Here is a 13,538-nt window from a genome sequence, read left to right as displayed (position 1 = left end):
TCTTGTCAATTGCACCCGCGCACCGCCGTCAGTGCGTAGGAGGGCCGCTCAGCAGCTGATACATCCAGACAAGGAATCCATAGCCGCCGACGACGACGACGGACAGCACGGGCACCATGACGGCCGTCAGGAAGAGAAAGCTGCGAAGCTCCTCCTTCCTGCGCTGCGGATCGAGCGCGTCCTTGCTTTCCATCGTGGTCGTCCTCCGGGTGTGGATCAACCCTGCTGCTGATGAGCAGTACGGGGCAAATTAAAGGCATGTGCCCTGGGCTTGTCAAGAAAGGGCGGGGCGCGTTCTTACGGTTCGCAACGCTTGCACCAACGGGCCATTGACGCGGCTGCGCGCCGTCGGATACAGGGTGCCGTTCAGTCTCCGGCGTCGCCGGCGCCGCCCTGCATCTCGTCCACGCGCTGCATGTTCTCCAGCATCTGGAGCAGGTAGTGCAGCGTGTGGGTGATGTCGTTCACCGAGAAGCCCGCGAGCGCCTGCTCGTAGTAGTCGTGGATCTTCGGCTGGGCCTCCTTCAGCCACACATGCCGGCCCGACCTGGTCATCGTGATGAGGCGCGAGCGGCGATCGCGTCCGTCGGGCGCGATGCTCACATGCCCGTCGCGCTCCATGCGGCTGAGCAGGCCCGACAGGTTCTGCCGGCTGACCATCAGGTAGCGCGCCAGATCCCCCACGCTCATCCCGCCTTCGGCCTGCTCCCGCGACAGCGCGCCGAGCACCGCCCACTGCTGCGTCGTCAGCCCCTGGGCTTCGACGGCCTTGGTCCCGGTTTTATGCAACATGTTTGCACATTGGTACAGGCGAAAGAACACGCGATTGGCGAGCTCCATGCGTGCGGAATCCTTGTTTTCCCTAGGTTCTCTCATTGAAATTCTCACAAAAAGGGGCTTGCAAAGCACGGGCGGTGCCGCCAATAATATGACAACACATTGACGTATATGCAGCCGGCCACCGGCCGGACTGTTCCGACGATAGCAAGCATTCAGACGCAAGGAGAACCGAGATGCAGAGATTCGAAGGCAAGACCGTGGTGGTGACCGGCGGCGGCGGCGGGATCGGCGGCGCGACCTGCCGCCGCTTCGCACGCGAAGGCGCGAAAGTCGCGATCTGCGACCTGAACCCCGAGGCGGCCGAAAAGGTCGCCGCGCAGATCCGCGCCGAGGGCGGCGAGGCCGTGGCCCTCTGCTGCGACATCACCGACCGCACGAGCGTCGATGCGGCGGTGCAAGCCACGCTCACGCAGCTCGGCCCGATCGACGTGCTGGTCAACAACGCGGGCTGGGATGTCTTCAAGCCCTTCACCAAGACCGAGCCCGTGCAGTGGGACAGGCTGATCGCCATCAACCTGACCGGCGCGCTGCACATGCATCACGCGGTGCTGCCGGGCATGGTGGCGCGCAAGGCGGGGCGCATCGTCAACATCGCCTCCGATGCGGCACGCGTCGGCTCGTCGGGCGAGGCGGTGTACGCGGCCTGCAAGGGCGGGCTGGTGGCGTTTTCGAAGACGCTGGCGCGCGAGCATGCGCGCCACGGCATCACGGTCAACGTGGTCTGCCCGGGGCCGACCGACACCGCGCTCTTCGCCGACTACAAGGAAGGCGCGGGCAATCCCGAGAAGCTCATGGAAGCCTTCACGCGCTCGATCCCGCTCGGCCGCATCGGCCAGCCGGAGGACTTGCCCGGCGCCATTCTCTTCTTCGCCAGCGACGACGCCGCCTTCGTCACCGGCCAGGTGCTGAGCGTCTCCGGCGGCCTGACCATGGTCGGATGACCGACCTTCTCCCCCTTCATCACCGAAAGATCACCATGGACTACGAAGACATCCTCTACGAAGTACGCAACCACGTGGCGTGGATCACCATCAACCGGCCCGAGAAGATGAACGCCTTCCGCGGCCAGACCTGCGACGAGATCATCCGCGCCCTGAACCGCGCGGGCTACGACCGCGAGATCGGCGCGATCGTGCTCGCCGGTGCGGGCGAGAAGGCCTTCTGCACCGGCGGCGACCAGTCGGCGCACGACGGCAACTACGACGGGCGCGGCACCATCGGCCTGCCGATGGAAGAGCTGCACACCGCGATCCGCGACGTGCCCAAGCCGGTCATCGCGCGCGTGCAGGGCTTCGCGATCGGCGGCGGCAACGTGCTGTGCACGATCTGCGACCTCACCATCTGCTCGGAGAAGGCGATCTTCGGGCAGGTCGGTCCCAAGATGGGCTCGGTCGATCCGGGCTACGGCACCGCCTTCCTCGCGCGCGTCGTCGGCGAGAAGAAGGCGCGCGAGATCTGGTACCTCAACAAGCGCTATTCGGGCCAGGAGGCCGTTGCCATGGGCCTCGCCAACATCTGCGTTGCGCCCGAGAAGCTCGACGAGACCGTGCAGGAGTGGGCCGAGGTGATCTGCGAGCGCAGCCCGACCGCGATCGCCATCGCCAAGCGCAGCTTCAACATGGACACGGCCCACCAGGCCGGCATCGCGGGCATGGGCATGTATGCGCTCAAGCTCTACTACGACACCGACGAATCGCGCGAGGGCGTGGCCGCGCTCAAGGACAAGCGCAAGCCCGAGTTCCGCAAGTACGCGAAGTAGGCATCGCCGCCCGCGCCACCCCAGGAGACAAGAGATGAACCCCTATATCGACGACGACCTTGCGACGCTGGCCGAACATGCGCGTCGCTTCGCCCACGGGCGCGTGGCGCCGGGCTTCCTGGAGCGCGACAGGACGCGCGTGCTCGACCGCACGCTGATGCGCGAGATGGGCGAGATGGGCTTCATCGCGCCCGAGCTGTCCGAGGAGCAGGGCGGCCAGGGCATGGGCTGCCTCGCGGCCGGCGTGATCCACGAGGAGATCGCGCGCGCCGACCTGAGCCTGAGCTACGTCAACCTGCTGGCCTCGCTCAACGGCCAGATCCTGTCGCACCACGGCCGGCCCGAAGTGGCGCAGCCGTGGCTTCAGAAGCTCACGCGCGGCGAGGCGCTCCTGGCGATCGCGCTCACCGAGCCGCGCGGCGGATCGGACGCGGCCAACCTGCGCCTGCGCGTCGAGCGCGTGGGCAACGACTACGTCATCAATGGCGAGAAGACCTCGATCTCCGCCGCCGACCAGGCCGATGCGGCGGTGGTGTTCGGCCGCACCGGCAGCGTCGAATCCGGCGCGCATGGCGTGACCGCGCTGCTGGTGCCGATGGAACTGCCGGGCATCACGCGCAGCCCGCTTCGATTGCCACGGCCAGCGCGCCATCGGCCGCGGATCGCTGTTCTTCGAGAACGTGCGCGTGCCCGTCGACCATCGACTCGGGGAGGAGAACAAGGGCTTCGTGCAGGTGATGCAGGGCTTCGACTTCTCGCGCGCGCTGATCGGCCTGCAGGTGCTGGCGGTGGCACGTGTCGCGCTGGAGGAGACCTGGGAGTACGTCGCGCAGCGCGAGGCCTTCGGCAAGCCGCTGTCGGCCTTCCAGGGCGTGTCGCATCCGCTCGCCGACTTCGACACGCAGGTCGAGGCTGCGCGCCTCCTGTGCCTGCAGACGCTCTGGCTCAAGGACAGGGGCGCACCGCACACCGCCGAGGCCGCGATGTGCAAGTGGTGGGCGCCCAAGCTCGCCTACGACGTGATCCACCAGTGCCTGCTGATGTTCGGCCACGGCGGCTATGACCGCGGCCCGATGGAGCAGCGCCTGCGCGACGTGCTGGGCTTCCAGATCGGCGACGGCACCGCGCAGATCATGAAGACCATCATCGCCCGCACCCGCGCCGGACGCGAAGCCGTGCCGGCCTGAGCAATTACAACCAGGAGACAGAGCATGGAATTCGACGCCGTCCTCATTGCGCCGCGCCGCGCGCGGATGGTCGCGCAGGGCCACTGGCACGACCGCACCATCAACGACGACCTCGATGCCTGCGTCGCGGCCTGCCCGGACAAGGTCGCGCTCACCGCGCTGCGCGTGGAGGAGGGCGACACCGCCCGCCTCAGCTACCGCGAGATGGCGCGCATGGCCGATCGCATCGCGGTCGGGCTCGCGCGCCTCGGTGTGGGGCGCGGCGACGTGGTGGCGTGCCAGTTGCCCAACTGGTGGCAGTTCACGCTGAGCTACCTGGCGTGCGCGCGCATCGGTGCGGTGATGAACCCGATCATGCACATCTTCCGCGAGCGCGAGCTGTCGTTCATGCTCAGGCACGGCGCGGCCAAGGTGATGATCGTGCCGAAGCGCTTCCGGGGCTTCGACTTCGAGGCCATGCTGACCGGCCTGCAGCCGGATCTGCCCGACCTGAAGCAGGTGGTCGTGGTGGGCGGCAGCGGCGACAACAGCTTCGAAGCGCTCCTGAGTGGCCCGGCATGGGAAGAGGCCGCCGATGCGAAGGAGATCCTCTCGCAGAGCCGCCCGGGCCCCGACGACGTGATGCAGCTCATCTACACCTCGGGCACCACCGGCGAACCCAAGGGCGTGATGCACACCGCCAACACCACGATGGCGAACATCGTCCCGTATGCCGAGCGCCTGCGGCTGGGCAGCGAAGACGTGGTGCTGATGGCCTCGCCGATGGCGCACCAGACCGGCTTCATGTACGGGCTCATGATGCCGATCATGCTCAAGGCGAGCGTGGTGCTGCAGGACATCTGGGACCCGGCGCGTGCGGTGGCATTGATCCGGTCCGAGCGCGTGAGCTTCACGATGGCATCCACGCCCTTCCTCACCGACCTCACGCGTGCGGTGGCAGAGGGCGGCGGCGCGCTGCCTTCGCTGCGCACCTTCCTCTGCGCCGGTGCGCCGATCCCCGGCCCGCTGGTGGAGCAGGCGCGCAGCGTGCTCGGCAGCAAGATCGTCTCGGCCTGGGGCATGACCGAGAACGGCGCGGTCACGCTGATCGAACTCGACGATGATGACGAGCGCGCCTTCAACACCGACGGCCGCCCGCTGCCGGGGGTGGAGATCAAGGTGGTCGACGTGGACGGCAGGACGCTGCCGCCGGGCGTCTCGGGCGAGCTCATGCTGCGCTCGTGCTCCAACTTCGGCGGCTATCTCAGGCGCCCGCATCTCAATGGAACCGATGCCGAGGACTGGTTCGACACCGGCGACATGGCGCGCATCGACGAGCGCGGCTACCTGCGCATCACCGGCCGCAGCAAGGACGTGATCATCCGCGGCGGCGAGAACGTGCCGGTGGTGGAGATCGAGGCGCTGCTCTACCGCCACCCGGCGGTTCAGATGGCGGCCATCGTGGCCTACCCCGACGAGCGCCTCGGCGAGCGGGCCTGCGCGGTGGTCGTGCCGAGGCCCGGCCAGCGCATCGACCTGCCTTCGATCGTCGATTTCCTCAAGGGGCAGAAGGTCGCGCTGCAGTACATCCCCGAGCGCCTCGTGGTGCGCGACGCGATGCCCGCGACGCCCTCGGGAAAGATCCAGAAGTTCAAGCTGCGCGAACTGCTGCGGGGGGAGGGCGCATGAAGCAAGCCACCACGGCCGAGGCGCCGGTGCTCGTCGAGACGCACGGCCGCGTCGGCCTCATCACCCTGAATCGGCCGCGCCAGATGAACGCACTCGACGACGCGCTGATGGACGCGCTCGGCGACGCGCTGCGCGCCTTCGATGCCGACGAATCGATCGGCGCGATCCTGATCACTGGCAACGAGAAGGCCTTCGCCGCCGGCGCCGACATCGCGGCCATGGCCGACTGGGGCTACATGGACGTGGTCAAGTCCGAGTTCATCACGCGCAACTGGGAGACCATCCGCAGCGTGCGCAAGCCGGTGATCGCGGCGGTGGCGGGCTTCGCGATGGGCGGCGGCTGCGAGCTCGCGCTGTCGTGCGACATCGTCGTCGCAGCCGAGAGCGCGAAGTTCGCGCTGCCCGAGATCAAGCTCGCGATGCTGCCCGGCGCGGGCGGAACGCAGCGCTTGCCGCGCGCGATCGGCAAGGCGAAGGCGATGGACATGTGCCTGTCGGCCCGCATGCTCGACGCGCTGGAAGCCGACCGCTACGGCCTCGTCGCGCGCGTGGTGCCCGATGCGGAGCTGATGTCCCGAAGCCTTGCACTGGCCGCGAAGATCGCCGCCTTCTCGCTGCCGGCGCTGATCGCGATCAAGGAATCGGTCAACCGCGCCTTCGAGGGGTCGCTCTCCGAAGGCATCGGATTCGAGCGCAGGCAACTGCACGCGCGCTTCGCGAGCGACGATGCGCACGAGGGCATGAAGGCGTTCCTGGAGAAGCGCGCTCCGGTCTTCGCGCATTGCTGAGGGACGGGCGCTACAACTCCAGAAGATCGAAATCCGAGGATTCAAGAAGCACAGGCCGGCCGCAGCACGCGACGTGGCGCTCGAGGGCCCGTGCGTTGATGAGTCCGGCATTCCGCTCGTAGGCCTGAACCAGGCTCTCGCCGCCGCCGTCTGCCCCGAAGTAGTCCCTCAGGGGGTCTTCACTGATTTCCGCCACGACGCGGCCGCCACCCTCTGGGTAGATCGCGAACCGCACCGTCGCCGTATCGAAGCAGTAGATTGCCTCTGCTGTCATGGATGTCTCCGTCTATGCGCCGGCGGACTCGCCGCCGACCAGCGCGGCTCCCGGAAAGGCGCGCAGTAACTGTGCCACCGATAGCCTCTCGCTGGAAGCATAGTGGCGGATACCCGTGATGCAATCCTCGAATTCGAGCACCCCGGTCCCGGGCGGCAAGAGCAGTTCGGCGCCCTCCCACGCCTGGCCCGACCAGCCGCTGCTCGCGCCGGTGGTGCGCCAGACGGCGGGCCCGTCGAGCGTCGCGAAGAAGCGCACCGCCAGCGCGATCAGCACCCGGCCGCGATGCCGCCGCATGAAGGCTACGAGGTGCCGCGCGCGCGGCCCCTGCACTTCGAGCGGCTCGTAGCTGCCTTCGCGGAAGAATTCCGCCTCCCGCGCGCGCAGCGCCAGGAGACGCCAGGTGAGCCACAGCTTGGCGCGGCCGTCGGTGGCGGTGTCGACGAGTGCGCGCACCGCGGGCGCCAGTTCCGGTTCGGGGCCGGATGCAAGGGATTGCAACTCCTGCAAGCGCCTTTCTCTCTGCGCGTAGTCGACCGCCCGGCGGTTGTCGGGGTCGACGAGGCTGCGGTCGATGAGTTCGCAACCCTGGTAGATGTCCGGCACGCCCGGCGAGCAGAACTTGATGAGCGCGAGGCTGATGCCGTTGAGTGCGCCGTAGCGGTCCAGCGCGCCGGCGGCGCGGCGCAGCTCGCCCAGGAAGCGGTTGCCCGGGTCCGACGCCAGCACGCCGTAGACGAAACGCGCGAGCGACTCCTCGTAGGCCGGATCGGGATGCGTCCATGAGGTGCCGCGCTTGCCCTCGCGCGCGGCCTTCAGCATGTAGCGCTCGATGCGGTCGATGTAGGCCGCGCGCGCGTCCGCGTCTTGGGTCGAGGGGTCCATCGTGCCGAGCAGCGTCTGGTAGAGAAGGTATTCGTGCATCGCCGACACCGCGCCGCGATGCGGTGCATTCATCGCATGCCAGCGGCCGAGCGCGAGGCGCCAGAGTCCCGGGCATTCCGACAGCACGTCGATGCGCAGGCGCACGTCCTCGGAGCGCTTGTTGTCGTGCGTGGAGGTGGCGAGCATCGTGTGCGGCCATCGCCGCTGGCGGTCGGCGCTGGCTTCGTGGAATTCGGCCAGCGACATGCCGATGCGGTCGGGCTCGCCGCCGACCTCGGCGAGCGAGCAGAGCGGGAAGTAGCGATAGAAGGCCGTGTCTTCCATGCCCTTGGCAGCGGCCGGCGCGCTGAACTGCTGGAAGCGGCGCGCGAAGCGCACCGCCATGCGCGAGACGGCCGCATCGGCGCCTTCCGGCGCATGGCCGAGCAAGGCGTTGCGCACGAAGCCGAAGACCGAATCCTCCGGCAACTGGAGCTTCTCGCGCGCGAGCTCGACCGCCTGATCGACGAAATGCCTGTCCTGCGCGGTCGATACGTCGGCGTTGTAGGTGCGGTAGACCGTCAGCGAGGCGGCCACCGTCGCGATGATCTCGCGCAGCGTGTTGAGCGTGTAGTCGCAGCTGCGGCGGCTGCTCTTGGCGATGCGCAGCAGCGTGAGCGCGAGCACTTCGAGATCGGAGGCCAGCGCGCCGCGCACCACCTCGTGCTTGGCCTGCCGGACGACCTCGTCGAAGCGCTCGCGCGTGCCGGTGAAGGCGCGCCAGATCCTGTCGAGCCGCCGGGCCGACCCGCGCTCCACCAGCACCGCGTTCGCGACGTTGGCGAAGCGATAGCCGGTGGTGCCGTGGATGGCCCAGGATTCGGGCACTTCCTCGTGCGGCGCGGCGATCTTCTCGGCCACCACGTAGAGCGGTCGCAATGGCCGTCCATCCGCGCCGGCGAGGCCCATGGGTTCGCCGCAACGCAGCGCGAAGCCGTCCTGCAGGCGCTGGAAGTACTGCGCCGGGTCCAGCAGGCCGTCGGGGTGGTCGATGCGCAGTCCCTCGACCCAGCCGCGCGCCGCGAGATCGAGTGCGAGCGCATGCGTGGCTTCGAAGACGGCTTCGCGTTCGGTGCGCAGCGCCGCGAGCTCGTTGACGTCGAAGAAGCGGCGGTAGTTGATCTCGTCCGCCGCGGTGCGCCAGTACGCAAGCCGGTAGGACTGGGCGTCGATCAGCCCGTGCAGCGCGTCCCGCTGGCCGGGCGCGTTGAGCTCGTCGACCGCGGCGGCGATGGCCTCGGCGATCGCCGGCCGGCCGGCGGCCAGTGCGGCGAGTTCCGATTTCAGGCGCTGCCGGTGGCGTTCGCGCTCGTCCCAGCCGTCGCGCGCGGCGGGCGGCGCACAGGGAAGCTCGCGGAATGCCCAGGCGATACCGTTCAGCAGCGAGGTCTCGCCGGTGTCTTCGCGGCACAGCCGCACCGCGCGCTCGACGATGACGGCGTGGCTCTTCGGCGCGAGCGGAAAGCGGTGGTCGTAGTAGCGGATGCCGAATGCGCCGTCGACTGCATCCCATGCGAGGCGCAGTTCGCCGCGCTCCAGCACCTCGCCGTAGGGCGAGCCGAGCACCGGCACCAGCACCTTGCCCAGAAGGCCCGGCGTCGGCGAATGCCAGTCGATGTCGAAGTGGCGCGCGTAGCGCGAGGACGCGCCGTGCTCGAGCACGTCCATCCACCACCGGTTGTCGGTGCCGAGCACGCCCATGTGGTTCGGCACGAGGTCGATGAGCTGGCTCATTCGGTGCCGGCGCAGGGCCTGCGTGAAGCGCTCGAACGCCGGCATGCCGCCGAGTTCGGGATTGATCTCGTCGTGCGCCACCACGTCGTAGCCATGCATGCTGCCGGGCCGCGCGCGGTGGATCGGCGAGCAGTAGACGTGGCTGATGCCCAGGCTCGCGAGGTAGGGAACGATGCGCGCCGCGTCGTGGAAATCGAAGCCGCCGTGCAGTTGCAGCCGGTAGGTCGCGCGGGGCACGCGCGCGGGTGCGCGGCCGCGGTCCACGCCCGAGCGGTCCGGCTGCGGCCGGATGCGCACCATCGCGGCGTTGAGCTTTCGCATCGTCTCGGCGTCCCACAGCGTTTCGACCGGCAGCGCGTACTTGCGCCGCCAGTTCGGATGCTCGACGGTGGTGCCGGGGAGGTTCGGCTGTTCGACCTGTGCAAGAGCGTCTTCGAGCTGCACCATCATCACGCTCGAAGGCGCGCGGGCGAGGAAGGCGTGCAGCGCCGCGACATCGTCGGCTCCCGGCGGCGACTCGGCGCTGCCGGGGTCGGGCAGCGATTCGTGGCCGTCGGCGCGCACGGCGTCGAGCAGGCGCTGCCGGTCGTGCCTGCGTTCCTCGCGCAGGCGTTCGAGCGCCGCGTCGTCGACGAGGCCGAGCGCGCGCCGTTCCTTCAGGTCATGTGCCGACCACCAGCCCGCGAGCGGTGGCAGGTCATGCGTGCTCACGGCGGCGACGGCCTGGCGCGGGTAATCGGCCGGGGCGCGGAACCGGCCCGCGGCGTCGCGCTCGAAGTACAGCAGCCGGTACGACAGCACGCCGTAGCGGTCCAGCGTGTTGCGCATCTCCTCGGGCACCGTGCCGAGGTCCTCGCCGATCACGAGGCAGCGATGGCGCTGGCTTTCGAGCGCAAGGATCGCGAACAGCTCCGGGACCGGATAGCTCACGTAGGTGCCGTCGCGCGCGGTGCCCTGCGCAGGAATCCAGAAGAGCCGCATCAGCATCATCACGTGGTCGATGCGGATCGCGCCCGCGCCGCGCATGTTGGCGCGCAGCGCCTCGATGAAGATGCGGTATTGCGATGTGCGCAGGCGGTCGGGGCGCAGGGGCGGGAGTCCCCAGTCCTGCCCCCGCGGATTGAACGCATCGGGCGGGGCACCGACGCGCGCCGTGAGCGCGAAGGTGCGGCGATGCCGCCATGCGTCGGAGCCCGCGCGATCCACCGAGACCGCGAGATCGAGATAGAGCCCGAGGCCCATGCCGGCGGCTTTCGCTCTTTCGCCAGCGGTCTCCAGTTGCCGTGCGGCCTGCCACTGCAGGTACTCGTAGTAGCCGACGTGTTCGGCGTGTTCGATTGCGAAGCGGGCCACCGCGGGCGACGACGGATCGCCGTACTCCGGCGGCCATTCGGGCCAGCCCCAGATGTCGGCGTCGACCGCATGGAAGTGCGCCTGCAGGGCGTCGAAGAGCGCGTGCTGATGCAGCGCTTCGCCGCCTTGTTCGCGAAAGCGTGCGAAGGCGGCGGATTCGGCATCGGCCGGCTTGCGTCCGCGAAAGTGTGCATACAGCAGCCGCAGCACCTCGTGCTTGGCGGCTGCCACACCGGCGTAGTCGATCAGCGTGGCGGAACGCAGCGCCGACAGCCTCGCCTGGAAAGTCTGCGATTGCGCGCGTTCGCGGGCCGGGCCGCAATCGCGGAAGTCCGGCACCGCCTCGACGTCGATGTAGAGCACGTTCAGCTGCGCACGCGACGAGGGGCTGTACGGACTGGCGTGCAGCGGGTTGTGGGGGAACAGCGCATGCAGCGGGCTGAGGCCGACCACGTCGGCGCCTTCGCGCGCGGCATGTTCGGCGAAGTCCGCGAGATCGCTGAAGTCGCCGATGCCCCAGTTGCGCCGCGAACGCAGTCCGTAGAGCTGGAGCGTGAATCCCCAGATGCGCGCATCGCTGGCCAGCGCACCCGGCTGGTGGCAGCGCACGGGGGCACAGACCAGCAGGGTCTCGCCGGGAAATCCCACCAGGCTCAGCTGGTGATAGCCCTCGGGCAGCGCAAGGGTGAGCGGCAATCGGTAGTGCGCGTAGGCCTCGTCCTCGAAGCTCGCGCGCTCGATGACGTCGAGCCGCTCGGCGCGCACCGCGCCTTCGTGGAACGCGCCGCTCTCGTCGACCACGCGCCACTTGAAGTGCGCGATCTGGCTGGGCAGGCGGACGTCGATCTCGAACGCCTCGGCGCCGGGCGCGACGACCTGCACCGTCGGCAGCGGGTGGCGCCAGGCATCGAGCTCGGCCGTCGCCTGCGCGGCGGCGAAGGGCCGGTCGCCGCCGGATGCCGCGGCGGAGCCCGAATGCGCGACCAGGCCCGCATCGGCGAGCAGCGCCGCGAGCGCTTCGTGGGAAACGGCATGGCGGTGGCCGAAGGCATCCACGTAGTCGGTGGCAATGCCGTGGCGCCGGCAGAGTGCGAGAAGCGCCTCGGCCTCGTTCGGCGGCAGCGGGCCGGTTTCAGTCATTGGGCGCCTCGTCGATCGATGCGCACACGCCGCCGGGCAGCAACTGGATCTGCGCGGCATCGCCGGGCGCTTGCCTCGCCCGCATCATGTGGACGATGCGGCCCGGCGGCCATGCAACGCGGCCGGGCGCGCTGCCGAAGTGGGCGATCAGGTGCAGGCAGCCCGGCGCACGGGCATCGCCATGGCCTTCGTCGAGCTGCCACACGATGCGCAGGGTGTCGCCTTCGCAGGACCAGCGCTCAACGCGGGTGGCGTCGCCGAAGCGCGGCACGAGCTCGATCTGGCGCAGCACGAGCAAGGCAGCGATCGTGCGCAGCGCCTCGGCGTGCCAGCCGGTGCTGTGCTCGCTCCAGTCGAGCCGCGACGCGAGGAAGGTGGCTTCGTCGTTCGGGTCCGGGAGCCCGCCCACCGCGCCTGCGCCCGCGAAGGCGTCGAAGCCGCCGAACTCTTCGCGCCGCCCGGCGGCCACGGCGGCGGCCAGCTCGGGGCCGAAGTCGCAGAAGTAGCGGAACGGCGTCTTCGCGGCGTATTCCTCGCCCATGAACAGCATCGGCGTGTGCGGCGAGAGCAGCACGCAGGCACGCGCCGCGAGCAGGCGCGCGGGGTCGGCGAGCGCATCGATGCGCTCGCCGAGCGCGCGGTTGCCGACCTGGTCGTGCGTCTGCAGGAAGGAGACGAAGGCGGCCGGCGGCAGATAGTCGCAGGGCTCGCCGCGCGCTTCCCCGCCCCGGAACGGCGAGGGCTGGCCGGTGTAGACGAAGCCCTGCGCGAGCGCGAGGCCGAACTGCTCCAGCGGCCGCCGCGCGTAGTCGGCGTAGTAGCCGTCGGTCTCGCCGGTCAGCAGCACGTGGGCGGCGTGGTGCAGGTCGTCGTTCCACTGCGCGGTGGCGGCGATGGGCGTGCCTTCCAGCTCGCGTTCGAGCCGGTGGGACTCGTTGCGGTCGTTCTCCAGCACGATGTGGATCTCGCGATCGCGGCCCGGGCCCTGGCGCAGCGCGGTGCAGATCTCCTCGACGATCGGCGTGGCCGAGCGGTCGTGGATCGCATGCACCGCATCCATGCGCAAGCCGTCGAAGCGGTATTCCTCGATCCAGTAGAGCGCGTTGTGGACGAAGAAGTCGCGCACGGTGCGCGAGGCCGGCCCGTCGAAATGGATCGCCGCGCCCCATGGCGTCTGCCGCGCGGGGTTGAAGAACTCCGGGCAGTAGACGTGCAGGTAGTTGCCTTCGGGCCCGAAGTGGTTGTAGACCACGTCGATCAGCACCATCAGGCCCAGCCCATGCGCTGCATCGACGAAGGCCTTGAGCTCGGCCGGCGTGCCGTAGCTGGCATCGGGCGCGAAGGGCAGCACGCCGTCGTAGCCCCAGTTGTGCCGTCCGGGAAAGTCGGCCAGCGGCATCAGCTCGATCGCGGTGATGCCGAGCGCCGCGAGCTCGCCGAGCCGCCGCTGGGCACCGGCGAAGCTGCCCTCGGGCGTGAAGGCGCCGATGTGCAGTTCGTAGATGACGGCTTCCCTCCACGGGCGGCCGGTCCAGTCGTCGTCGTGCCATGCGTACGCGCGCGGATCGACGACCTCGCTCGGTCCGTGCACGTCGTCGGGGTTGCGGCGCGATGCCGGGTCGGGCACGCGCAGGCCGTCGGGCAGGCGGTAGCGATAGCGGTCGCCGGCAGCGGCTTCGGCGAGCGTGCATTCGTGCCAGCCGCCCTCGACGCGCTGCATCGCGCGCTCGCGCCATGCCCCCGCAGGCGCCCATTCGAGCGTGACGGAGGGCAGGCCGGGCGCCCACAGCCTGAATCGCACGCCGCGCCCGTCCAGGGGCGCGGCGCCGAAGGGCATGGCGTGCAGGTGCTTCATTGGGCAACCTCCGCGC

General features: G+C 69.4%; 9 protein-coding genes and 1 pseudogene. 5 read left to right on the top strand and 5 right to left on the bottom strand.

Annotation, left to right across the window (positions count from 1 at the left end):
* Positions 1-28: 28 nt before the first annotated feature.
* Positions 29-193 (bottom strand): periplasmic nitrate reductase, NapE protein, encoded by a 165-nt coding sequence (gene napE, locus VAR608DRAFT_RS30655; protein ID WP_088957501.1) that lies wholly within the window; start codon positions 191-193, stop codon positions 29-31.
* Between the two features lie 173 nt (positions 194-366).
* Positions 367-876 carry a MarR family winged helix-turn-helix transcriptional regulator gene (locus VAR608DRAFT_RS30650; protein WP_088957500.1) on the bottom strand — a complete coding sequence of 170 codons (510 nt, stop codon included), beginning with the start codon at positions 874-876 and terminating at the stop codon, positions 367-369.
* 137 nt (positions 877-1,013) lie between these two features.
* On the opposite strand from VAR608DRAFT_RS30650, the gene badH reads away from it, so the two are divergent.
* The 5 genes and pseudogenes from badH to VAR608DRAFT_RS30625 all read left to right on the top strand — a co-directional run bounded on the left by badH (position 1,014) and on the right by VAR608DRAFT_RS30625 (position 6,242).
* Positions 1,014-1,781: a 2-hydroxycyclohexanecarboxyl-CoA dehydrogenase gene (gene badH, locus VAR608DRAFT_RS30645; protein ID WP_088957499.1), complete on the top strand. Its 768-nt coding sequence runs from the start codon at positions 1,014-1,016 to the stop codon at positions 1,779-1,781.
* 35 nt (positions 1,782-1,816) lie between these two features.
* The gene (badI, locus tag VAR608DRAFT_RS30640; RefSeq protein WP_088957498.1) at positions 1,817-2,599 is read left to right on the top strand and encodes a 2-ketocyclohexanecarboxyl-CoA hydrolase; all 783 of its coding nucleotides are present in this window, start codon (positions 1,817-1,819) and stop codon (positions 2,597-2,599) included.
* 34 nt (positions 2,600-2,633) lie between these two features.
* Positions 2,634-3,786: pseudogene (gene aliB / locus VAR608DRAFT_RS30635) on the top strand (cyclohexanecarboxyl-CoA dehydrogenase).
* A 24-nt stretch (positions 3,787-3,810) separates the two neighbouring features.
* Positions 3,811-5,454 carry a cyclohexanecarboxylate-CoA ligase gene (gene aliA, locus VAR608DRAFT_RS30630; protein ID WP_088957497.1) on the top strand — a complete coding sequence of 548 codons (1,644 nt, stop codon included), beginning with the start codon at positions 3,811-3,813 and terminating at the stop codon, positions 5,452-5,454.
* On the top strand, positions 5,451-6,242 hold the full coding sequence (locus tag VAR608DRAFT_RS30625) for an enoyl-CoA hydratase (RefSeq protein WP_088957496.1): 792 nt from the start codon (positions 5,451-5,453) through the stop codon (positions 6,240-6,242). Before aliA ends, VAR608DRAFT_RS30625 begins: the two co-directional genes overlap by 4 nt.
* A gap of 10 nt (positions 6,243-6,252) precedes the next feature.
* On the opposite strand, the gene VAR608DRAFT_RS30620 is transcribed toward VAR608DRAFT_RS30625, so the two are convergent.
* Genes VAR608DRAFT_RS30620 through treZ form a run of 3 tightly spaced genes read right to left on the bottom strand, consistent with a single transcriptional unit; the run spans position 6,253 to position 13,522 of the window.
* The gene (locus VAR608DRAFT_RS30620) at positions 6,253-6,516 is read right to left on the bottom strand and encodes a hypothetical protein (protein ID WP_088957495.1); all 264 of its coding nucleotides are present in this window, start codon (positions 6,514-6,516) and stop codon (positions 6,253-6,255) included.
* Positions 6,517-6,528: 12 nt separating this feature from the next.
* Positions 6,529-11,667, bottom strand: a complete 5,139-nt coding sequence (gene treY / locus VAR608DRAFT_RS30615; protein WP_088957494.1) for a malto-oligosyltrehalose synthase — start codon at positions 11,665-11,667, stop codon at positions 6,529-6,531.
* Complete coding sequence (gene treZ, locus VAR608DRAFT_RS30610) at positions 11,660-13,522, bottom strand: malto-oligosyltrehalose trehalohydrolase (protein ID WP_088957493.1); 1,863 nt, start codon at positions 13,520-13,522, stop codon at positions 11,660-11,662. The genes treY and treZ overlap by 8 nt, the downstream gene beginning before the upstream one ends.
* Positions 13,523-13,538 lie beyond the last annotated feature (16 nt).

The sequence above is a fragment of the Variovorax sp. HW608 genome (assembly GCF_900090195.1).
Lineage (GTDB): Bacteria > Pseudomonadota > Gammaproteobacteria > Burkholderiales > Burkholderiaceae_C > Variovorax.
This window is presented reverse-complemented; position numbering and strand designations above follow the sequence as displayed.